Source organism: Streptomyces sp. LMG1-1-1.1 (assembly GCF_040815545.1).
Classification (GTDB): domain Bacteria; phylum Actinomycetota; class Actinomycetes; order Streptomycetales; family Streptomycetaceae; genus Streptomyces.
In genome coordinates, this window is the sequence record NZ_JBFPNH010000032.1 from 220,744 (window position 1) to 241,560 (window position 20,817).

10 protein-coding genes are annotated in these 20,817 nt (G+C 74.1%); 5 read left to right on the forward strand and 5 right to left on the reverse strand.

The window, feature by feature from the left end:
* Positions 1-9: 9 nt before the first annotated feature.
* From MRBLMG1_RS19220 to MRBLMG1_RS19235, 4 genes are read left to right on the forward strand one after another with little or no spacing between them, the layout of a single operon-like run.
* Positions 10-4,680, forward strand: a complete 4,671-nt coding sequence (locus tag MRBLMG1_RS19220; protein WP_367825291.1) for a hypothetical protein — start codon at positions 10-12, stop codon at positions 4,678-4,680.
* Between the two features lie 2 nt (positions 4,681-4,682).
* The gene (locus MRBLMG1_RS19225) at positions 4,683-6,413 is read left to right on the forward strand and encodes a hypothetical protein (protein WP_367825292.1); all 1,731 of its coding nucleotides are present in this window, start codon (positions 4,683-4,685) and stop codon (positions 6,411-6,413) included.
* Positions 6,410-7,522 carry a WD40 repeat domain-containing protein gene (locus MRBLMG1_RS19230; protein ID WP_367825293.1) on the forward strand — a complete coding sequence of 371 codons (1,113 nt, stop codon included), beginning with the start codon at positions 6,410-6,412 and terminating at the stop codon, positions 7,520-7,522. The genes MRBLMG1_RS19225 and MRBLMG1_RS19230 overlap by 4 nt, the downstream gene beginning before the upstream one ends.
* A gap of 38 nt (positions 7,523-7,560) precedes the next feature.
* Positions 7,561-8,955 carry an Ig-like domain-containing protein gene (locus MRBLMG1_RS19235; RefSeq protein ID WP_367825294.1) on the forward strand — a complete coding sequence of 465 codons (1,395 nt, stop codon included), beginning with the start codon at positions 7,561-7,563 and terminating at the stop codon, positions 8,953-8,955.
* A 64-nt stretch (positions 8,956-9,019) separates the two neighbouring features.
* On the opposite strand, the gene MRBLMG1_RS19240 is transcribed toward MRBLMG1_RS19235, so the two are convergent.
* The 5 genes from MRBLMG1_RS19240 to MRBLMG1_RS19260 all read right to left on the reverse strand — a co-directional run bounded on the left by MRBLMG1_RS19240 (position 9,020) and on the right by MRBLMG1_RS19260 (position 16,931).
* Positions 9,020-10,768: a methyltransferase gene (locus tag MRBLMG1_RS19240; RefSeq protein ID WP_367825295.1), complete on the reverse strand. Its 1,749-nt coding sequence runs from the start codon at positions 10,766-10,768 to the stop codon at positions 9,020-9,022.
* 85 nt (positions 10,769-10,853) lie between these two features.
* On the reverse strand, positions 10,854-11,999 hold the full coding sequence (locus tag MRBLMG1_RS19245; RefSeq protein WP_414721613.1) for a 4-hydroxybenzoate 3-monooxygenase: 1,146 nt from the start codon (positions 11,997-11,999) through the stop codon (positions 10,854-10,856).
* 207 nt (positions 12,000-12,206) lie between these two features.
* Entirely contained in the window at positions 12,207-13,808 is a 1,602-nt protein-coding gene (locus tag MRBLMG1_RS19250) for a M4 family metallopeptidase (RefSeq protein WP_367825297.1), read from the reverse strand.
* A 588-nt stretch (positions 13,809-14,396) separates the two neighbouring features.
* The gene (locus tag MRBLMG1_RS19255) at positions 14,397-15,377 is read right to left on the reverse strand and encodes a LysR family transcriptional regulator (protein ID WP_367825298.1); all 981 of its coding nucleotides are present in this window, start codon (positions 15,375-15,377) and stop codon (positions 14,397-14,399) included.
* A 357-nt stretch (positions 15,378-15,734) separates the two neighbouring features.
* A complete protein-coding gene (locus MRBLMG1_RS19260) occupies positions 15,735-16,931 on the reverse strand; it encodes a serine hydrolase domain-containing protein (RefSeq protein WP_414721608.1) in 1,197 nt (398 codons plus the stop codon).
* A 370-nt stretch (positions 16,932-17,301) separates the two neighbouring features.
* On the opposite strand from MRBLMG1_RS19260, the gene MRBLMG1_RS19265 reads away from it, so the two are divergent.
* Positions 17,302-20,676, forward strand: coding sequence for a pyruvate carboxylase (locus MRBLMG1_RS19265; protein WP_367825299.1), 3,375 nt, complete (start codon positions 17,302-17,304; stop codon positions 20,674-20,676).
* Positions 20,677-20,817: the final 141 nt, after the last annotated feature.

A 20,817-nucleotide genomic window follows, 5' to 3' on the forward strand; every position in this document is an offset into this window, starting at 1 on the left:
AAGCACCCGATGAGAGATCTCGGCGCACTGCGCCAGGCCGTGGCCGAGGCCGAGGGGCACCGCTCCCTGCTCGGCCCCGGGGCCACCGACGACGAACGGAAGGCCGCCCTCACCCGGATCGGCGCCGCCCGGAGCGCCGTCGACGAGGAGCTGCGGAGCCTTGCCGACGACGGTTTCGCCCCGCTGCTGCGTCAAGTGGACCCCGAGGTACCGCTGATGCTCCTGCCCGTGCGGCTGGAGACACGGCTGCGCCTGGACGGTCCGGGACCGGACCGGCTGCTCGTGCGGATCTTCCCCGACGACATCCACGTCGAGTCCCACGAGCCGCACCCGACCGACGGGGAGGTCCAGCAGGCACGGCGGTACTGGCGGACCGTGTGGCGGGCGGGCCGCACCGACAACGCCGAAGGAGACCGCGAGCGGCTGCTGCTCGCCGCCTGGGGCCAGTTGACCGGGGCCGTCGGCGCACGGCGGGCGCGGTGGCTCGTCCGGGTCCTGAAGCCGACGTCGGACACCCGGCCGCCGCTGCCGGTGCCGGACCCCCACGTCACGGTGCCGGAACCGCAGTGGCCCGACACGCCCGTCCGGGGCCGCGGCTGGAACCGGGCCGCGACCGCGTCGACGCTGCCGGACATGTTCGTCGTACGGGCCTACCAGGGCGACCTCCTCGTCGCCGAGCAGACGGGGCGGGCGGTCCCGGACGTGGTGCAGCTCGGCCCCGACCCGGACGCCACGCCCGCGCCGGGCGGGCCCGGGATCGATCCGGGGATGCTCTGGCTGACGAAGTACGAGAAGGCGGAGGAGAACGGGCTCGCCGTCACGCTGGAGCTGCGCCCCGAGAACGGGTACGCCCCGGACCACGAGCCGCTGCTGACCCGCGTCGTCGTGTTCGGCGTGTCGGCCTCGCTCTCCCCCGATGCCGCCGCGTCCCGCGTCTCCGCCCTGCTGGCCGGCCGGGACGGGGACGGCGAGGCCGCGTTCGTGCCGCAGGGCACGCCCACCAACAACCTTCCCGACGCGGGGGCCCCGCCGCCCGTGCCTCCGGACGTCGACCGGATTCTCGGCGCGGTCGCGACCGCGCCGGCCGAACCGTGGGACAACGGCGCCCGCACGGCGGCCGCACTCGGCCTGCCACCCGGAAGTCTCGACGCGCTCCCCGGTGCCGACGAGCCGGAGCAGGCCGACGCGCGCAGTCTGCAACTCGCCCTGTGGAGCGCCACCGGGGACTTCTTCCTCGACGAGCTCATGGAACAGGACAAGGGCGGCGCGGAGCTCGGCGTCGACCGCGAGTGGCTGCGCGTCCACCACTACGAGAACGTGCGGGCCCGGGGCCCGCTGCCGGTGCTGCGCGCCGGCAGGCAGCCGTACGGACTGCTGCCCGTCACCGCGACGTCGCGGTGGCGCGCCGACTCGCCGCAGCACGAGCCGTCGGGGCTGGCGGGTCTGCACCGCGTCCTGGGCGTGCTGCGCCCCTTCTGGGAGGTGGGCGTCGGCACGCTCCCCCGGGTCGGCGGACCCGACCAGCACGGGGAGACCCTCGACCTGCCCAAGCCCGAGCGTGACGTGCTGCGCGCCTTCGGCATGGCTCCGGTGTCCGGGACGGTGTCGGTGCGGCCCGTGCAGGGCGGGATGCTCGCCTGCTTCAAGGACCTGGGGCTCGGCATCTTCGGCATGGGCTTCGGCGGCGGGGAGGTGTGCCTGGAGGGCACGCCGGAGGACCGGCAGTCCCGGGCCCTCAACGAGGCGCTCGGCATTCGCTACCGGCCCCGCATCACCCATCACGTCAACGGGCGGGCCACCAGGCTCTGGCTGCCGTACGCGCGACCGCACCTGCCCGAGGGCCAGGACCCGGTGGGCGCTCTCACCGAATTCCTCGACCGCGTCGTCGAACGCTTCGAGGTGCGCAGGCTGATGGTCGGCAAGGAAGAGGCCCGCACCCTCCTGGAGGCACTGCTACGGCACGCCGCCAACCTGGAGTACGCGCGCGCCGCCGCCGGGGCCAAGGACCCGCTGGTGTTCCGGCCCCGGCTGCCCTTCGCCGAGGTACTGCTCAACCCCGCCTCGGCGCTGCAGACGATCGCCGCGGCCGGGCTGAAGGCGAAGCCGTTCACGCTCGGCAAGATCATGCAGTTGCCCGCGGGCGGGTTCGGCGGGGTGAACGCGCAGGACGGCGGCGGCACGGAGCCCGACGGCGGTTCCGCCGCCGACCGGGGTCCGACGGTGTTCCAGGCCATCGTGGACGCCCGGCTGTCCCTGGCCGGGCGGATCTCGGACGCGGCGACGAAGCGAAGGGGCGTCTTCACGCTGCTCGGCACCGAGCGTCCGTGGAGCGTGCGGCTGGCCGAGATGGACTCCGCGCTCCAGTACCTCGCCCAGCGGGTGGGGACGTGGGAGCGCCGCGGGGACGCCTTCGGCCCGGTCGAACGTCTTCTCGGCGAGTCCCTCGACCTCGTCTCCCACCGGCTCGACGCGTGGATCACCTCCCTCGCCACCGCCCGACTCCGCGCCCTGCGGGAACGGCGTCCGGCCGGCGTCCAGCTGGGCGCGTACGGATGGGTGGAGAACCTGTCGCGCCATCCGGGGCGGCGCAGCCGGGGATGGGTGCTCGCGCCCTCGCTCCCGCAGGCGGCGACCGCGGCGATCCTGCACAGCGGCGCCCTCTCGCATCCGAGCGACCCCGGAGCCTTCGCCGTCGACCTGTCCTCGCGCCGGATGCGCGTGGCGATGACCGTCGTCGACGGCATGGCCAAGGGGCAGCCGCTCGGCGCGCTGCTCGGCTACCGGCTCGAACGGCGGCTGCACGACGAGCGCGAGCTCTCCGGCGGCCCGGAACTGGACCGCTACATCGCGCCGCTGCGCGAGAAGTGGTCCGTGCAGAGCCCGCAGCACACGGGCCCGGGGGCACAGGAGTTCATCGGCCCCCACGACGTCACGGACGGAGCGCGGCTCGCGGAGGTCCCCGCGTCGCAGGTCGTCGCCTATCTGAAGACGAAGGCGGGGCCCGCGGGGATGTCCACCGCGGAGCGGGAGGCGGTGCTGCGTCACCTGGACGCGCTGCGCGACGACCTCGACGCGGTGGCCGACCTCCTCCTCGCCGAGAGCGTCCACCAGCTGGCCCAGGGCAACCAGGACCGGGCCGCCGCCACCATGGAGGCGCTCGCGGCGGGCGGGCAGCCGCCGCCGCTGCCCCAGGTGCTCGACACCCCGCGGCGGGGCGTTCCCGTGGGCCACCGCGTCCTCGTCCTCGTGCCGGAGGGGACCGCCCGCGCCGCGGGCTGGGACGGCGCACAGCAGATCACACGGCCCCGGGCTGAGGCCGAGCCGCTGCTCGACGCCTGGGCCGGGCACCAGTTGGGGCCCACCGGCCGGATCCGGCTGCGGGCCGCGTGGCTGCGTCCCGGTCAGGAGGACGGGCCGGGTACGACGACCGTGACCGAGCACGCCTGGCCTCTCGCCGGGTACTGCGCCCTGGACGTGGTGGCGCTCGCGTCGGCGGGCGCTCTGCGCGCCGTCCTCGCGCACGCACTGATCGGGGAACGGCCCGCGAGCGTGCCCGACGACGCCGTGCCGGTGCTGCGGACCGGCAGGGCCGCTTCCTGGTCCCGGACGACCGTGAGCATCGCGCAGATCGAGGCGGTGGGCGCGGCGGTCGGCGGTGTGCTCTCGGCGGGCCGGGCGGGCACGGCGGCCGATCTGGACGGGGCCCACAACCCGGCGCAGCCCATCGCCGATCCCGGGCTGAAGACCCGGGCGGACAACGCGCGTGCGCACCTCCGGACGGCTTTGGACACCGAGAATCTGGAGTCGCTCGCCGCCTACGGGGTGATCGGCCTGCCGCTGGGCCCCGACACGGAGCTCGCGAACCAGCTGGCCGCGGCCCTGGGCAAGGGTCGGGAGCGGCTCGAACGGGCGGACGAGGAGGCGAAGCGGACGGACCCGGGGGCCGACGCGGCGGTCCTGGAAGCGGTGTTCGGCCCCGGATTCCGTGCCGTGGGTCTGGTGAAGGCCGCCGACCCGGACCAGCTGGACGCCTCCTTCGGCACCGGTCTCGAGCGCGGCGGCGACCCCCTGCTCGTCCCGGGCGACTGGGTGGAGCAGATGGGCGCGGTCCGGCCCGGCACGGGCGCCCTGGCGGACCTGCTGCTGCACACCCAGGCCGCCGGGACGGGCGCCGGCCAGTCCCTGCGCATCGGCCAACTGCCGTTCGCGGCCGGCGACCGCTGGGTCGGGACCCGCAGGAAGCCCGACGACGAGGACAAGCCGGCGACGGGTCTGGTGGTGCACGGCCCGGGCGGGCCGCTGGGAACGCACCGGGCGGCCGTCCTCGTGGTCGACGCGTGGTCGGAGCTGATCCCCGCCCAACGGCACACGGCGGGCGCCACGTTCCACTACGACGCTCCAGGGGCGCGCGCTCCGCAGGCCGTGCTGCTCGCCGTGCCGCCGGTGGTGGGAGCGCCCTGGACACCGGACGTCCTGGCCGCGACCGTCCGCGAGGCCCTCGACCTGGCCAAGCTGCGGCTCGTCGACCTCGACGCGCTGGGCTGGCTGGGCCGCTACCTGCCCGCCGCCTACCTTCCCGACACCGCGCTGGGCACGGCGCCCTCCGTGAACCTGAAGTCGCTCATGCTGCGGGCGGAGCTGGGGGACATCGTGAAGCTGCTGACCGACAAGGAGTCCTGACGGTGTTCGATGTCATGCAGTTCGGCCAGTTCCACCGCGTGGAGCCGGTGGTCAGGCCGAGCGGTACGGGCGGTCGGCTGGACGACGCGCTCGCGGCGCGGGTCGCCGACCCGCTGTTCCTCCTGGCCCGTCAGTGGCAGGTCGCCGAGTTCGCGGGCGAGGACGGCGGCTCGCCCGTCTGGTCCACCCTCGACACCGAGAGCACGCCGCTGGGCTCGTTCCTGCCGTCGGACGGCGGCACGCCCGTCCCCCTGTCCCAGGGAGTGCCGGTGGAGTACCTGGCGGAGGCCGGAGCGGCGGGCGGGACCGCGGCGCCGCTGACGCTGCGCGCCGCCGCCCGGGCGGGCGAGCGGTTCCTCACCACTCTCCGTACCGTCGGTCTGCCGTCCTCGGTGGTGGAGGACATCGACACGGCGGTCCTCACGAAGGTGCCGTTGTCCAAGCCGGGGCCGGACCAGGATCCGGACCAGGATCCGCTGCGGCGCGACCCGGCGGGGCGCGCCCTGCGCGAGGTGCTCTCGGGCCGGGTGCCCGACGGTGCCGCGCTCGCCCGTGAGCTGGACGGTGGTTGGCGGCCGCCGGGGCTCTCCCCAGCCCACCGGACGGCCTTCGACAAGGCGGCGCGGCTCTGGCTCGACTGGTTCGCGGAGCGGCACCGTCCGCCCGCGCCGTCGAGCTGGGCCCGGGAGCGCCTGGAGCACCGGTTCGCCGTCACCGCCGCGCCGGGCGGCCGGACGGTGAAGCTGACCGCGCCCGAGTACACCGGCGGCACCGCGGACGCGTACCAGTTCGACCTCGACACCGGTGGCGTCCCGCTGCCCGCGCCGGGCGGCGGCACGCGGCTGGAGGGGCTGCCCACCCGGGTCACGTATCCCGGCATGCCGGCCGAGCGCTGGTGGGAGTTCGAGGACACGGCGGTCAACCTGCCCGACGTCGGCGCGGGGGTGCCGGACCTGGCCCGGCTCCTCGTGGTCGAGTTCGCGAACATCTACGGGAACGACCACTGGGTCATCCCCGTCGACCTCGCCACGAACGCCCTGCACCGGATCGCCTCGCTCACGGTCGTCGACACGTTCGAGGACAAGACGGTGATCGAGCCCGCGGACGACGGCCACTGGTCGGTGTTCCGGCTGACGGACACCGCCACCGGCCTGCCGGCCCCGCCCCTGCTCCCGCTGCTGCCGACCGCCGCGGCTCGCCTCGAAGGCGCTCCCGTGGAGGAGGTCCTCTTCGCCCGGGACGAGATGGCCAACCTGGGCTTCGCCATCGAGCGCGTCGTGCAGAGCGCGACCGGCAGACCGCGGGTCCGCTCCGACGAGCCGCCCGAGGACGGACCGGAGCAGCCTCCGCCGGTCGACCCGGCGGCGCTGACCTACCGGCTCCTCACCGAGGTCCCCGCGCACTGGATCCCCCTGGTGCCGGTGCCGTTGAAGCCCGGTGCGGCGGCCATCTGCCTGCGCCGGGGCCAGATCCCGCGGTTCAGTGCGGAGGGCGTCCGCCTGCCGCAGGTCAAGGCGGCCGGGCAGATCCTCGAACCCGACGAGAAGCGGGTGTTCTTCCGCGAGGAGGAGGTGCCGCGCGCGGGAGTGACCGTCAGCCGCGTGCCGGTCGTGGCGCGCGGCGAGGACGGCCGGGTCTACGCGTGGGTGGGCCGCCGTGTCCGGGCCGGCCGCGGCGAGGCCTCCAGCGCCCTCGCGTTCGACGGAGCCGTACCGCCGAGGGGGTCGCGATGAGCACGGAGACCGGGACGCGCGGGCAGGACGGCACGGACACGGCCGCCGGGAACGGCGCGCCGGCCGACGAGGGCACGCTGGGCCTCCGGCGCCCGCAGGTGCCGCGGAGCACCGCCCCGGTCCGCGAGGCCGTAATCAACGCGGCGGGCGAAGTGGACTCGGGCGGCGCGTCGTTGATGGTCCTCGACGTGACCTCCGACGACACGGAGATCGTCGGGGCGGACTACCTCGGGAACGTCTACCGATGGGACCGTGTCCTCGGCCATCGCCTGTCCGGGCCGACGAAGGTCCACCCGCGGACCATCTGGGCGATGGCCCTCTCCCCCGACGCCGCCGAGATCCTCATCGGCGACGGCGACGGCGTGGTGCGTCGCTGGGACCGGGTGGCCGGCACTCCCGTCGGCGAGCCCCTCACCGGCCACCGGAGCCGAATCCGGGGGCTCGCCGTCACCCGGGACGGGCGGGAGGTCGTCTCCGCCTCCCAGGACGGCACGGTGCGCCGCTGGGACCGCACGACGGGCGCGCTGCTCGGCCCGCCGCTGACGGGGCACGACGGGACGGTGCGGGCGGTCGCCCTCACCTCGGACGGGGACGGGATCGTCACGGCCGGGCAGGACGGCACCGTACGGCGGTGGAAGCGGACGGCCGGCACCCCGACCGGCGATCCGCTCCTCGGCCACAGCGGCCCGGTGCAGGCGATCACGGCCGCCCCCGACGGACGGGACTTCGCCTCCGGCGGGCAGGACGGCAGGGTGCGCCGCTGGGACTTCGACTCGGGCCGGCCGCTCGGTCCCCCGCTCGACACCGGCTCGCCCGTGTGGTGCCTGCTGCTCACCACGGACGGCGAGCTGGCGGCCGGCTGCGCCGACGGCACCCTGCACCGCTGGGACCGCCGCGGTCAGCGCATCGGTACGCCCGTCGCCGCCCACAGCTGGTGCGTGGCGTCCTTCGACGCCACGCGGGACGAGTCGGAACTCGTGACCTGCGGGTGGGACACCAGGATCCGTCGCTGGGAACGCCGTACCGGGGAGCCCACACGGTCGGCCAGGCACGAGACCCGGATCGACCTCGTACCCCGTCTGGAGATCACCGGCGCCACGCCGTTCTGAGCTCCCTCCCCCACACCCTCGAACGATCGGGAGAGCCGATGCCGGCCATCACCATCGACACCTCACAGCTGACGTTTCCCCATGTCTCGGTCGTCGACTCCGCGGACGAGACCGGATACGCGGCGGGTTCCGACTACGGTGCCCGCCCCGGAACCCGGTTCGTCGACGGCGCGGCCGATCCGCCGCCCGAGGTCTCGCTCCCGCCCCGCACGGGGTACCGCCTCCGGCTGGGCGACACCCTCACGGCCGCCGTCACCTTCGACGTCCGCGAGGACGGCATGCTCGACTTCGCGCCGGAGTACGACGCCTTCCTCGGCGGCCGCGGAACCCGGCGGCTGACCCTGCGCGGCCTGCCCGTCACCGTCGACGCCCGGGACCTGGACCATGCGCTCGTCCCCGACCTGCCGGACGTGGCTCCGCTGGATCCGGACCGGGTCCACGAGCTGAAGCTGCTGCCCGCCTACGGCTACCGGCTGCGGGTCGCGGCCGGCACCGCCGAGGGCGCCGTCGAGTTCACCGTCACGAGGGACGGGCAGGTCGTGCCGGCACCGGAGGCGGCCGGGCTCGCCGACTCCGACGGACACCGGCTGAGGATCCACGGGCACACGATCACCGTCGACGGCCGCTCCCTCTCCCACGACCTGCTCCCGGTCGGGGCGCCCGTGACGGGCACGGGCTTCCTGACCCGCGGGGCGACGCACCGGCTCACGCTCCTCCCGGCCTCCGGGTACCTGCTCCAGGCGGGTCCCGGGGTGACCGCCGACCTCGCGTACTCCGTCCGTCCCGACGGCACCGTGGACTACGAGGAGTCCTGTGACGCGTTCCTGTCGGGACGGGGCACGGACACCCTGGTCGTCGGCGGCTTTCCGGTGGTCCTCTCGACGGTCCGCGCGGACAGCGACCTCCTGGGCGTCACTGCCCTCGACGCCCTGCCGCAGGCCCCCCGTGAGTTGACGGCCGTCCTCGCTCCGGCGGCCGGGTACCTCGCCCGCACCGCGCACGGCCTGTGCAGCGCCTTCGGGATCACCCGCGACGGCGCCTTCGCCATCGATCCTCCGGCCTCCCGCTCGCTCGCACCCCGGCCCGCCCTCGCCACCGACGCGGGCGAGTCGGACGGCGAGCCGCTGACGGCCCTGACGGTCCGGGTCGCCCCGGCCGTCCCCGGCGGCCGCCCTCCCGGGGGCCGCGTCACCTTCAGCGCCGACGGCCGGGTCCTCGCGAGGGTCCTCCTCGACGAGGTGGGTCTCGCGACGCTCCGGACCCGCGAACTGCCCGCGGGCGAAGCGGTGGTCGTCGTCGCCTACGAGGGGGACGACGACCACCGCCCGTCCGAGACGACCGTGCCGTACCGGCCTCACGAGGGCTCTGGCGACGGCTCGGGACGGGGGACGGGAGGCTCGTCGGAGACGACCCGATCGTCCTCCGGCGTGTAGTCGCGGCGACGGCGCCGGGAAACCCGGCCGTCGGAGCCGGCCGGCACGGCTCGGCCGCGTGGCGTCAGCGTTTGCGTACGTGGAGGACGTGGGCGTCCAGGGGAAGGGGGCGGTGTCCGACGAGTGCGAGGCCCGCGGTGTCGAGGAGGCGGGCGTAGGCGTCGGCGCGGCGTTCGCGGCCGCCGGTGTTGCACAGCATGTGGAGGTCCCAGGCGGTGGCGAGGGACGGCGTGGGGTCGGTGGGCAGGAGGCGTTCGACGACGAGGAGGTCGGCGTGGGGCGGCATCGCGCGCCCCAGGTGGCGCAGGATGTCGCGGCAGCGGGCGTCGTCCCAGTCGTGGAGGACGCGGGACAGGAGGTAGACGTCGCCGCCGGGCGGCACGTCGGCGAAGTCGCCGATCCGGTAGGCGCACCGGTCGGCGACGCCGGTGGCGGTGAGGCGGCCGCGTGCGGCGGCCACGACGTGCGGTCGTTCCAGGAGGATCCCGCGCAGGGATGGGTGGGCGGCAAGGACCCGGCCGAGGAGTTCGCCGGTGCCGCCGGCGACGTCGATCACCGTACGGGGGGTGGGGGCGGCGGCGGCCGCCGTGAGGACGGGGTGGGAGGGGAGGGGATCGAACATGCGGGAGCCGGCCGCCATGGAGCGGTCGAACGTCGCGGCGAGGTCGGGGTCGTGGGCGAAGTGGTCGAAGTGGTTCTCGCCGTAGAGGTGCTCGAAGCCCGGTTCGCCGGTGCGTACGGCGTGGCCAAGGTGCGCGAAGGACTGGTAGAAGGGGCCGCCGTACATCTGCGCCAGAGGTCGCATCGAGCCGGTGGCGTCCTCGCGCAGCAGCAGGCCGGTGCCGGTGAGGCGGAACCCGTCCCGGTCCTCGGTGACCACGTCCAGCATGGCGAGGTAGCGCAGGAGCGTCTCCAGCGCGTCGGGGCGGGCGCCGACCTCGTGCGCCAGGCGCGCGGCGGTGCGGGGCTCGTGCGGGCTGAGGGCCTCCGGCAGGCGCAACTCGGCGCAGGTGGCGAGGGCTTGGGTGGTCCAGGCTCCGGTCAGCAGACGCAGGAGCGTTTCCGCCGCGTGGGAGTCCGAGCCGCTGCCGGCTTCCCGGAGGGCGTCGGGTCCGTGCTCGGCGGGACGCCGCTCCGCCAGGTGTTCGGCCAGCAGGTCCCGGTGGTCGCCGGTCGCGTACAGCTCCATGCGCCGGTAGGGGGTCTTCGTCTCGGTGGGGGTGGCGAAGTAGAACACGGTGCCGTCCTCGTGCGGGTTGTATCCGCCTCCGTCGGCGACGGCGCCGTGCCGGGCGAGGCTCGCGCGGAGGCCGCGCAGGACCAGGGGGTCGGGCCGGTCCACGTCGAAGGCCAGGTGGGCCTCGTGGTCGTGGGCGCGCTCGTGCGCGGCGAGCGCGGAAAGGGCGGAACCGGGCGGCGTGGCGAGGGCGAAGACCTCGACGGCGCGGCGTTCGCCGGAGGGGCCGTGCACGGCGGGCCGGAGAATCCTTACGTCAAGATCGGTGGCGTCGCGTGCGTGGCGGGCGGCGAGCCGGTCGCGCACGACGACGCTCGGCCGGGCTCCGGCGTCGTCGGGGAGGCCGCAGGCGGCGAGTCCGGCGCGGAGTCCCGGGTGGTCGGCGGGGAAGACCAGGAGCGCGGCGTGGGCGAAGGCGCACCGGTCCGCCACGGCGCGCAGTTCGGGACCGTCGAGGCCGGGCAGGACGCGGGAGAGGAGGACGGAGGTCTCCTGTTCCCGGACGAACTCGGCGGTCGCGCGCAGGCGCCGGACGTCTTCGGGTGCGAGGCCGGTCGCCAGGGCAGGGGTGGTCATCAGCGGGCATCCTCGGGGGAAGGGCGGGAGGAGACGGTCCCGGCCGACCGGCCGGGACCTCGGAGAGCGGTGGGGCGGCGGGCGGTCAGATGCCGACGTACTGCTCGGCGAACCAGTCCTGGTGGGTACGGGACGTCCGCAGCGACTCCATGCGGGCCCGGCGCATCCCCTCCTGGAACGGCGGGGCGCCGTGGAGGAGGCCGATCATCCAGTGCGAGAACTCCTGCGCACGCCAGATGTGCGCCAGGCAACGCTCCGAGTAGCGGGCGAGCGATTCGGGGTCGCCTCGGTGGAGGTCGTCGGCGAGTGCCCCGGCGAGGAGTTCGGCCTCCAGGACGGCGAGATTGGCGCCCTTCGCGGCGGAGGGGCTGACGAGGCCGGCGGCGTCGCCGGCCAGGAAGAGGGAACCGTGGCGGAGCGTGTCGAGCACGTCGGACTCGAGGTCGACGACGGCCCGCTGGAGGATCGGACCGCGCCGCAGGGGGCCGTGTTCGGCGCTCCGCATGCGCAGGTCGAGCTCGTCCCAGATCCGCTCGTCGCTCAGGTCCTCGGCGGGGGCGCCGCGCTCGCACTGGAGGTAGTAGCGGGTGATGTCGGCGGACCGGGCCATGTGTCCGGCGAAGCCGCGCGGGTGTGTCGCGTATCCGACGGCGTCGAGGCTCGGCGGCGCCTCGGCGAGGAGCCCGAGCCACGACACCCCGTGGTCGCGGTGGTGGCGTACGGCCCGGTCCGGCAGCGACCTGCGGCCCGCGCCGTGGCGGCCGTCGCAGGCGGCGACGTACCTGGCGTGCCACCGTACGGTCCGCCCGTCCGGTTCGGCGGCCGACACCCACGGACGGTCGCCGTCCGCGTCGCCGACCTCCACGGCCTCGGTGTCGAAGCGGATCCGTCCACCGGCATCGAGGTACGCGGCGAGGAGGTCGGCCACCAGCTCGTGCTGGGGGTAGACGGTGTGGGGGTCGCCGTTGCCGAGCTGCCGGTAGTCCAGCCGGAAGCTCCCGTCCTCGGTGCGGAACGCGCAGACGCCGTGCTCTCGTCCCCGCCGCTTCAGGCCCTCGTCGAGGCCGTGGCGCCGCAGCACGCGCACGGTGTGGGCGGCGAGGAACCCGGCGCGGGCCCGGTTCAGGACGTGGTCGCGTCCGGTGCGTTCGAGGACGACGCAGTCGATCCCGCTCCGTAGTAAGAGGTTGCCGAGCACGAGCCCGGCGGGGCCGGCTCCGAGGATGACGATGTCGGCCGACTCCCGGCCACTGCGGCTGTGTTGACTGTCTGTCACGAAAGTGGATCTTAGGCACGGGGAAGTACGTCACCCGTCAAACATCACCCGAATGCCACATTCCACGAGAAAAGGATTCTCCTGGCCCCCGCACGGCACTCGGGCCCCGCCGTGACGGCGGGGCCCGAGGTGGTCATCGGATCAGGTGGAGCCGGCGTGTCCTCAGAGGACGTTGACCCCGGTCCAGGCCGCCGCCACGGTGGCGTACTCGGGGCTGGTGGCGCCGTAGAGGTCCTTCGCCGCGTTCAGGGTCGCGGCACGGGCGCCCTTGTAGTCCGTGGTGGAGGTCATGTAGACGGTCAGCGCCCGGTACCAGACGGCGGCGGCCTTCTGGTTGCCGATGCCGGTGACGGTGGAACCCTTGAACGTCGGGCTGTCGTAGGTGACGCCGTTGATCGTCTTGGTGCCGCTGCCCTCGCTCGCGAGGTAGAACCAGTGGTTGCCGACGCCCGAGGAGTTGTGCACGTCGAGCCGGCCGACGGACTTCGACCAGTAGTCGGCGGAGCGGCCGTCCAGGGACGGCTTGTCCATGCGGCGCAGCCACGGCGGGGTGGACTGGTCGCTGAAGAGGTAGTCCGGGGTGTCGATCGCGTTGGCGGCGTACCACTCGACCATGGTGCCGAGGATGTCGCTGGTGGCCTCGTTCAGGCCGCCGGACTCACCGCTGTAGCGCAGGTTGGCGGTGGCCGAGGTGACGCCGTGGGTCATCTCGTGGCCCATGGTGTCGAGGTCGACCTGCTCGGGGTCGACCGTGCCGTTGCCGTCACCGGTCATCATGCAGAAGCAGGAGTCCGACCACTGGGCGTTGTCCCAGTTGGTGCCCACGTGGACGAAGACGGTGGCGCCGCGGCCGTCGTTCTTGATGCCGTTCCGGTTGAACGTGCTCTTGTAGTAGTCGTACGTCTTCGCCGTGTTGGCGTGCGCGTCGACGGCGGCGGTGGAGCGGTCGGTGGAGAACTTGCGGCCGTCGCCCCAGATGTTGTCGGCGTCGGTGAACAGGGTGCCGGAGGAGCTGTTCAGGGACGAGGACGAGACGTTGTGGGCGTCCTTGGTGATGTGGCCGCGGAGCGGGTCGATCAGGGCGAAGGTGCCGTTGGCCTGCAGGGTGGTGTCGAGGGTGACGTCACCGGTGTACTCGGAGTGGCCGGTGCCGGCCGCCTCGCGTTCGGCGTCGTAGTTCTCGATCGCGGCGCCCGTGGTGGCGTCGGTGACGAAGACCTCGCCGTGCGGCTGACCCTTGTCGCCCAGGCCCTGCACGGTGGTGCGCCAGGCCAGACGGGCGGTGCCGTCGGCGGCCCACACGATCAGCTCGGGGGTCGACCTGGCGTCGCTGACCAGTCCGTTCGAGCGCTTCAGGGCGCCGGCGGCGGTGCCCTTGGCGTCGACGCCCGGGGTGACGGACGTGAGCGCCACCTTGTGGGCCTTGGCGTGGGTCGACCCCTTGAGCGAACCGTCGGCCTTCTGGTGCACGACGAAGTCGCCGCCGACGACGGGGAGGCCGCGGTAGGTCCGCTCGAAGCGCACGTGCTGGGTGCCGTCGGCGTCGATCACGACGTCCTTGACCTGAAGCGCCTGGCCGGCCCCGAAGCCGAAGGTGTCGGCGTGCCGGGAGACGTTCGCCTCGGCCCGGGATATCGCCGTGTCGCGGACGGACGAGCCGCTCCGCTCCGCGTCGGACTGCGAGTACGCCGGTACGGCCAGCGCACCCGAGGTGACGACGGCGGCGGCGACCATCGTGGAGAGGGCAAGGAGGGGACGGGGCATGACGGGGTGTTCCTTCGCTCGTCGTGGGGGGTGACGACGTCCTCGGACGTTGACGCGAAGTGTTCACCAGGTGACATGTGCCTGACGTGATCCCAGGTGGGATACAACTGGGGAGTTATACGGTGCGGGGGGTGTGGGGGCGGTGGGTGCGTGCCCACGGGGTGTATGTCGTCCTTTAGGCCCGTCGCCGGTGGGTGTGCATCGCCCTTGGGCCCGTCGCCACGGGGTGCGCGTCGCCGGTGGGTGCCGTCCCGACCGGGTCTCTGTCGCTCGCCCGCACCGGGTGCATGGGCCGGTCTTGGGTGCGGGTCAGGGAGCAGGGGGCGGGGGCGCCGCCGAGGGCGCCGTCCCGTGTGCCCACCCGTCCCGCCCCAGCGGGACGATTGCCCACACGGGGTGGGGCGGCGGGGGCACGATCGTCCGCGCGGGGCGGGGCGGCAGGGGGCGGGAGCCCGCGCGCAGGGCGGGGACGCAGGGGCGGGAGCGCGATTGGCCGGACGGGGGTGGGGACGCGGGTGTCCGCGCGGGGGGCGGGGACGCGGGTCTCCGCGCGGGGGGCGGGGCGCGGGTGTCCGCGCGGGGGGCGGGTCAGTCGTGGGGGCCGAGTGCGAAGTTTCTGCCGCCGGATTCCCACCAGGTCAGGTATGAGGGCCGCTGGCGTACCAGTTGGAGGTAGGCGTCGAGGAGGCGTTCGGCGACGGCGGCGGCGAGTTCCGGGGGGACGGATCGCGTGTTCCAGGCCAGTTGTAGGCGTCGGTGGAAGGGGACGTCGACGAGGGGGCGTTGGACGGTGCCGTGGGCGGGGACGGCGGCGCTCGGCCAGACGCCGCAGACGGCGCGTCGGCCGGCGACGAGGATCTGGGCCACGGAGAGGTCCGGTGTGACGTGCGCGATGCGAGGGCTGAAGCCGGCGGACTGGCAGGTGAGGTGGAGGTAGGCGTGGACTCCGCTCTCGTCGGCCTCCGGCATCACCCATTCCTCCTCGCTCAGTTCCCGCAGGGCGACGCTCTCGCGGCGAGCCAGGGGGTGGTCCTCGGCGAGCAGGACGAAGACGGGCTCGCGCAGCAGGGTGCGGGTGACCACGGACTCGCCGACCGGGAGCGGGAAGCCCGGGAACTCGCCGAAGACACCTATGTCGCATTTCGACAGGCTGAGCGCCTTCACGAGGGCGTGCACGGAACGGCGGGCGTCGATGGTGAGCCGGCTCTCCGGTACGAGCTCGAAGAGGGCGGAGATCAGCAGGGACACCAGGGGTCCGGCGGTTCCGCCCGCTCGCAGGGGTGCGACCGTCCCCTTGTCCGTCTCGGCGGCCGAGCGCGCGTGTTCGCGCAGCCGGTCGAAGCCGACCACGAGGTCCCGTGCGCAGCGCAGCACGTACTGACCGTTCTCGTTCGGTTTGACGCCCTCGGCGCTGCGGATGAAGAGCGGGCCGCCCAGCTCGTGTTCGATCCGTTTCAGCTGGGCGCTCGTGGCGGGCTGCGACAGCTGCAGGCGTGCGGCGGCTTTGCGGATGCTGCCGGCCTCGGCGACGGTGAGCAGGACACGGAGGTGCCGGAACTCGAGGTGCATGAACATTCCCCGCTCAGGGCGGAGGGCCCCTGTGCACCCCCCGTGACCAGCAGTACCAGCTGCCCGGGGGCATGGTCACCAAGACTCCGGCGGCGCCGCCCGGGCGGCAACCACGGGACGGCAAAATCTACGTGCGCATGCCACGTCTTTGCACCGGCATCGCGCGGCCGGCGGGGAGCGACCGTCAAGGGAACCGGGCGGCCGTTCGCCCGGCGGCGCCCCGCGCACGCGGGCGCGTGCTCGCGCGCACCGCTGACCGATCCGTACTTCCGGTACGTCCAGGACGACATCCGCCCCGGGAAGTACTGAGGCGGTCGCGCCCGGGGTCCCCGGGTCCGACCGCCGGAACCGCCCGGGTCAGTGCCGCAGCAGGGCGCAGACGAAGTCCTCCTGGACGGTGCGGACCTTGGCCAGCAGGTCCGGTTTGACGGTCTTGCTGGTCTGGGTGGTCATCGAGAAGGTGACGGAGCGGGTGCCGTCGGCCGTGCCGGCCGCGAACTGGGTGTAGCCCGGGGTGTTGCCGGTGTGGCCGAAGACGGTGCCGCATCGCGTCTTGTAGCGGAAGATCGCGAGTCCGGCGGCGTTGGCGCCCGGCCCGGCGGGCTCCGAGGCGGCTCCGGGGATGAACGTCCGCTGCGCGCGTCGGGTCTCCTCGGAGAGGTAGTCGTGTCCGCCGACCCAGGCGCGGACGAAGGCGTTGAGGTCCTTCGGGGTGGAGACGATGCCGCCGGAGGCCCAGATGCCCGACACCCCGAAGAGCTCGCTGACGTCCACCGGCGGCTCGGGCGGGGTCACGTCGTAGCCGTGGAGGTACGGCCTCGGCAGGCGGTAGCCCTGCGGGAGGCTGGTCTGCCGCAGGTCGAGGGGCCGGTACACGAGGCGGTCGAGCAGTCGCTCGTACGGCCGTCCCGTGGCGGCCTCGGCCATCAGCGCGACGGCGATGTTGTCGGAGTTCGAGTACGCGTACGCCGAGCCCGGCGGGAACTCCAGGTCCTTGTCGGCGACGAAGTCGAGCAGCCGGCGGGAGTCGAAGCGGTGTCTGGGGTCCTGCCGCAGGATGTCGACGAAGGCCGGCGCCTTCGAGTAGTCGGGCAGCCCGCTGGTGTGCTGGAGCAGCTGGCGGAGCGTCACCTGGTGCCACGCGGTGGGCAGCGACGGCAGGCGTTCGCCGATGGTGTCGTCGAGGTCCAGCTTGCCCCGGTCCACCAGGCGCAGCGCGACCGCGCCGCTGAACGCCTTGGCGACGCTCGCGATCCGCATGTGGTCGGTCGTGTGGGGCGGGCGGCCGGTGCTCGTGTCGGAGACGCCTGCCCGGTAGACCTTCGTACGGTCGCCCTGCCGCAGGAGCACGATCACGCCGGGCGGCCCTCCGGCCGTACGGACGAGGTCGTCCAACCGCTTCTGGAGGGCCGTGTCCGGGGGCTTCGGCGGGCCCGCCGCCTGCGCGGGCTGGACGAGGGCGGCGAGCGCCGCGGACGCGGCCAGGCCCGCGACGGGCAGGCGCAGACGGGCGCGCGAGCGGGAACGGGAGCGGGCTGCGGGGCGTGCCGGCACGGGAACTCCTTCGGGGGACGCCGGGCGGACGCCCGGTGCGGAGGGTCCGCCTCAGCATCGGACGCGCCGTCGGAAGCCGCCCGCCCCGATGCTCCATCCGGCCCAGGATCGGGCGCCCGATGCCCTGCGGGCGGCGGACGCGAGGGGGTCGGGTACCCCGGGTGGTGGCCGCTCCGTGCGGGGCGCGCACAGCGTGGCGGCGATGATCCATGTCACTGCCATGGGACCTTCAGAAGGCCACGGGGCAGCCCTTAGCGTTGCCGAAACGAGCCGGGCGCGACGCGGGTGGGTGCCGCTCTCAGGGCGGTGCGTACCCGGGGTGGTGTCGGCGACCCGTAGGGCTCATCACCGGCAGGGTGAAGGGAGCAGGATGTTCCGAAAGGTGCTGGTAGCGAACCGCGGGGAGATCGCGATTCGCGCCTTCCGCGCTGGCTACGAACTGGGGGCGCGCACGGTGGCCGTCTTCCCCCACGAGGACCGCAACTCTCTGCACCGGCTGAAGGCCGACGAGGCGTACGAGATCGGTGAGCCCGGCCATCCGGTGCGGGCCTACCTCTCCGTGGAGGAGGTCATCCGGGCGGCCCGCCTGGCGGGCGCCGACGCCGTCTACCCGGGTTACGGGTTCCTGTCCGAGAACCCGGAACTCGCGCGCGCGTGCGAGGAGGCGGGCATCACGTTCGTGGGCCCGTCCGCCCAGACCCTGGAGCTCACCGGCAACAAGGCGCGGGCCGTGGCGGCCGCGCGCGAGGCGGGCGTGCCCGTGCTCGGTTCCTCGGCGCCCTCCACGGACGTGGACGAGTTGGTGGCGGCCTCCGAGGGCATCGGCTTCCCGGTGTTCGTCAAGGCCGTCGCCGGCGGTGGCGGCCGGGGCATGCGGCGGGTCGAGGACCCGGCGACGCTGCGGGAGTCCATCGAGGCGGCGGCGCGCGAGGCGGAGTCCGCGTTCGGCGACGCGACCGTCTTCCTGGAGAAGGCGGTCGTCGACCCGCGTCACATCGAGGTGCAGATCCTCGCCGACGGCGAGGGCGGCGTCATCCACCTGTTCGAGCGCGACTGCTCGCTGCAGCGCCGCCACCAGAAGGTGATCGAACTCGCGCCGGCCCCGAACCTCGACCCCGCGGTGCGGCAGCGGATCTGCGACGACGCCGTGCGGTTCGCCCGCCGGATCGGCTACCGCAACGCGGGCACCGTGGAGTTCCTCCTCGACCCCGACGGCAACCACGTCTTCATCGAGATGAACCCGCGCATCCAGGTCGAGCACACGGTGACCGAGGAGGTCACCGACATCGACCTGGTGCAGTCGCAGCTGCGCATCGCCGCCGGGGAGACCCTCGCGGACCTCGGTCTGACGCAGGAGTCCGTCGTCCTGCGCGGCGCCGCCCTGCAGTGCCGGATCACCACCGAGGACCCGGCCAATGGCTTCCGCCCGGACACCGGCATGATCAGCGCCTACCGCTCGCCGGGAGGCTCCGGCATCCGGCTCGACGGCGGCACGACCCACGCCGGTACGGAGGTCAGCGCCCACTTCGACTCGATGCTGGTCAAACTGACCTGCCGGGGGCGGGACTTCAAGACCGCCGTCGACCGGGCGCGGCGCGCGGTGGCCGAGTTCCGCATCCGGGGCGTGTCCACGAACATCCCCTTCCTCCAGGCCGTGCTCGACGACCCGGACTTCCAGGCCGGCCGCGTCACGACGGCGTTCATCGAGCAGCGGCCGCACCTGCTGACCGCCCGCCACTCGGCCGACCGGGGCACGAAGCTGCTCACCTACCTCGCCGACGTGACCGTCAACAGGCCGCACGGCCCGCGGCCCGAGCTGATCGCCCCGGCCACGAAGCTGCCCCGGCTGCCGGCAGGCGAGCCGCGGGCCGGCTCCCGGCAGCGGCTGGCCTCGCTCGGCCCCGAGGGCTTCGCGCGGAGCCTGCGCGAGTCGCCGATGCTGGGGGTCACGGACACCACCTTCCGTGACGCCCACCAGTCGCTGCTCGCGACCCGGGTCCGGACGAAGGACCTGCTCGCCGTCGCTCCCGCGGTGGCGCACACGCTGCCGGAGCTGCTGTCCCTCGAATGCTGGGGCGGCGCGACGTACGACGTAGCGCTGCGCTTCCTCGCCGAGGACCCGTGGGAGCGGCTGGCCGCGCTGCGCGAGGCCGTGCCGAACATCTGCCTGCAGATGCTGCTGCGGGGCCGCAACACCGTGGGGTACACCCCGTACCCGACCGAGGTGACCGACGCGTTCGTGCAGGAGGCCGCCGCCACCGGCGTCGACATCTTCCGCATCTTCGACGCGCTGAACGACGTCGACCAGATGCGGCCCGCGATCGACGCCGTACGGGAGACCGGCACGGCGGTGGCCGAGGTGGCCCTCTGCTACACGGCCGACCTGTCCGATCCGGCGGAGCGGCTGTACACGCTGGACTACTACCTGCGGCTGGCCGAGCGGATCGTGGCCGCCGGGGCCCACGTCCTCGCGGTCAAGGACATGGCCGGTCTGCTGCGCGCCCCCGCCGCCGCCACGCTGGTCTCCGCGCTGCGCAGGGAGTTCGGCCTGCCGGTGCACCTCCACACCCACGACACGGCGGGCGGTCAGCTGGCCACGTACCTCGCGGCGGTCCAGGCCGGCGCGGACGCGGTGGACGGCGCGGTCGCCTCCATGGCGGGCACCACCTCGCAGCCGTCGCTTTCGGCGATCGTGGCCGCGACCGACCACTCCGAGCGGCCCACCGGCCTCGACCTCCAGGCGGTCGGCGACCTGGAGCCGTACTGGGAGAGCGTCCGCAGGATCTACGCCCCCTTCGAGGCGGGTCTCGACTCGCCCACCGGGCGCGTGTACCACCACGAGATCCCCGGCGGGCAGCTCTCCAACCTGCGCACGCAGGCCGTCGCGCTCGGTCTCGGCGACCGCTTCGAGGACGTCGAGTCGACGTACGCCGCGGCGGACCGGATGCTGGGCCGGCTGGTGAAGGTCACGCCGTCGTCGAAGGTGGTGGGCGACCTCGCCCTGCACCTGGTGGGCGCCGGGGTCGCGCCCGAGGACTTCGAGGCCGCGCCGAACCGGTTCGACATCCCCGACTCGGTCGTCGGCTTCCTGCACGGCGAGCTGGGCACGCCGCCCGGCGGCTGGCCGGAGCCCTTCCGCACCAAGGCCCTGGAGGGCCGCCCCGCTCCCAAGCCCCCGCGGGACCTCACCGCGGAGGACCGCACCGGCCTCGCCAAGGACCGGCGCGCCACGCTGAACCGCCTCCTCTTCCCCGGCCCGACGCAGGCGTTCGAAGCGCACCGCCAGGCGTACGGTGACACCAGCGTGCTGGACAGCAAGGACTTCTTCTACGGGCTCCGCCCGGGGAAGGAGTACACCGTCGACTTCGGGCCCGGCGTACGGCTGCTCATCGAGCTGGAGGCCATCGGCGAGGCCGACGAGCGCGGCATGCGCACCGTCCTGTCCACCCTGAACGGCCAGCTCCGGCCGATCCAGGTGCGCGACCACGCGGCCGCCGCCGACCTCCCGGTGACCGAGAAGGCCGACCGGTCCGACCCCGGCCACGTCGCCGCGCCCTTCGCGGGCGTGGTCACCCTGGCCGTCGCCGAGGGCGACGAGGTCGAGGCCGGTGCCACGGTGGCGACCATCGAGGCGATGAAGATGGAGGCCTCGATCACCGCCCCACGCGGCGGACGGGTGTCACGCCTGGCCATCACCAGGATCCAGCAGGTGGAAGGCGGCGACCTCCTCGTCGAGATCGGGTGAGGGGTAGCGGCCCCGACCCCGGCCCGCTCCGGCCCCGCTCCGGCCCCGCTCCGGCTCCGGCTCCGGCTCCGGCTCCGGCCGAACGGTGACGACATGGTGTCCGGATTCGGGCACCACCCCGCCACACACGTGACCGCATGC

Coding starts and splice junctions, on each gene's coding strand:
- MRBLMG1_RS19265 (WP_367825299.1), top strand. CDS start 17,302: ATGTTCCGAAAGGTGCTGGTAGCGAACCGCGGGGAGATCGCGATTCGC.
- MRBLMG1_RS19250 (WP_367825297.1), bottom strand. CDS start 13,808: ATGCCCCGTCCCCTCCTTGCCCTCTCCACGATGGTCGCCGCCGCCGTC.
- MRBLMG1_RS19220 (WP_367825291.1), top strand. CDS start 10: ATGAGAGATCTCGGCGCACTGCGCCAGGCCGTGGCCGAGGCCGAGGGG.
- MRBLMG1_RS19240 (WP_367825295.1), bottom strand. CDS start 10,768: ATGACCACCCCTGCCCTGGCGACCGGCCTCGCACCCGAAGACGTCCGG.
- MRBLMG1_RS19255 (WP_367825298.1), bottom strand. CDS start 15,377: ATGCACCTCGAGTTCCGGCACCTCCGTGTCCTGCTCACCGTCGCCGAG.
- MRBLMG1_RS19235 (WP_367825294.1), top strand. CDS start 7,561: ATGCCGGCCATCACCATCGACACCTCACAGCTGACGTTTCCCCATGTC.
- MRBLMG1_RS19230 (WP_367825293.1), top strand. CDS start 6,410: ATGAGCACGGAGACCGGGACGCGCGGGCAGGACGGCACGGACACGGCC.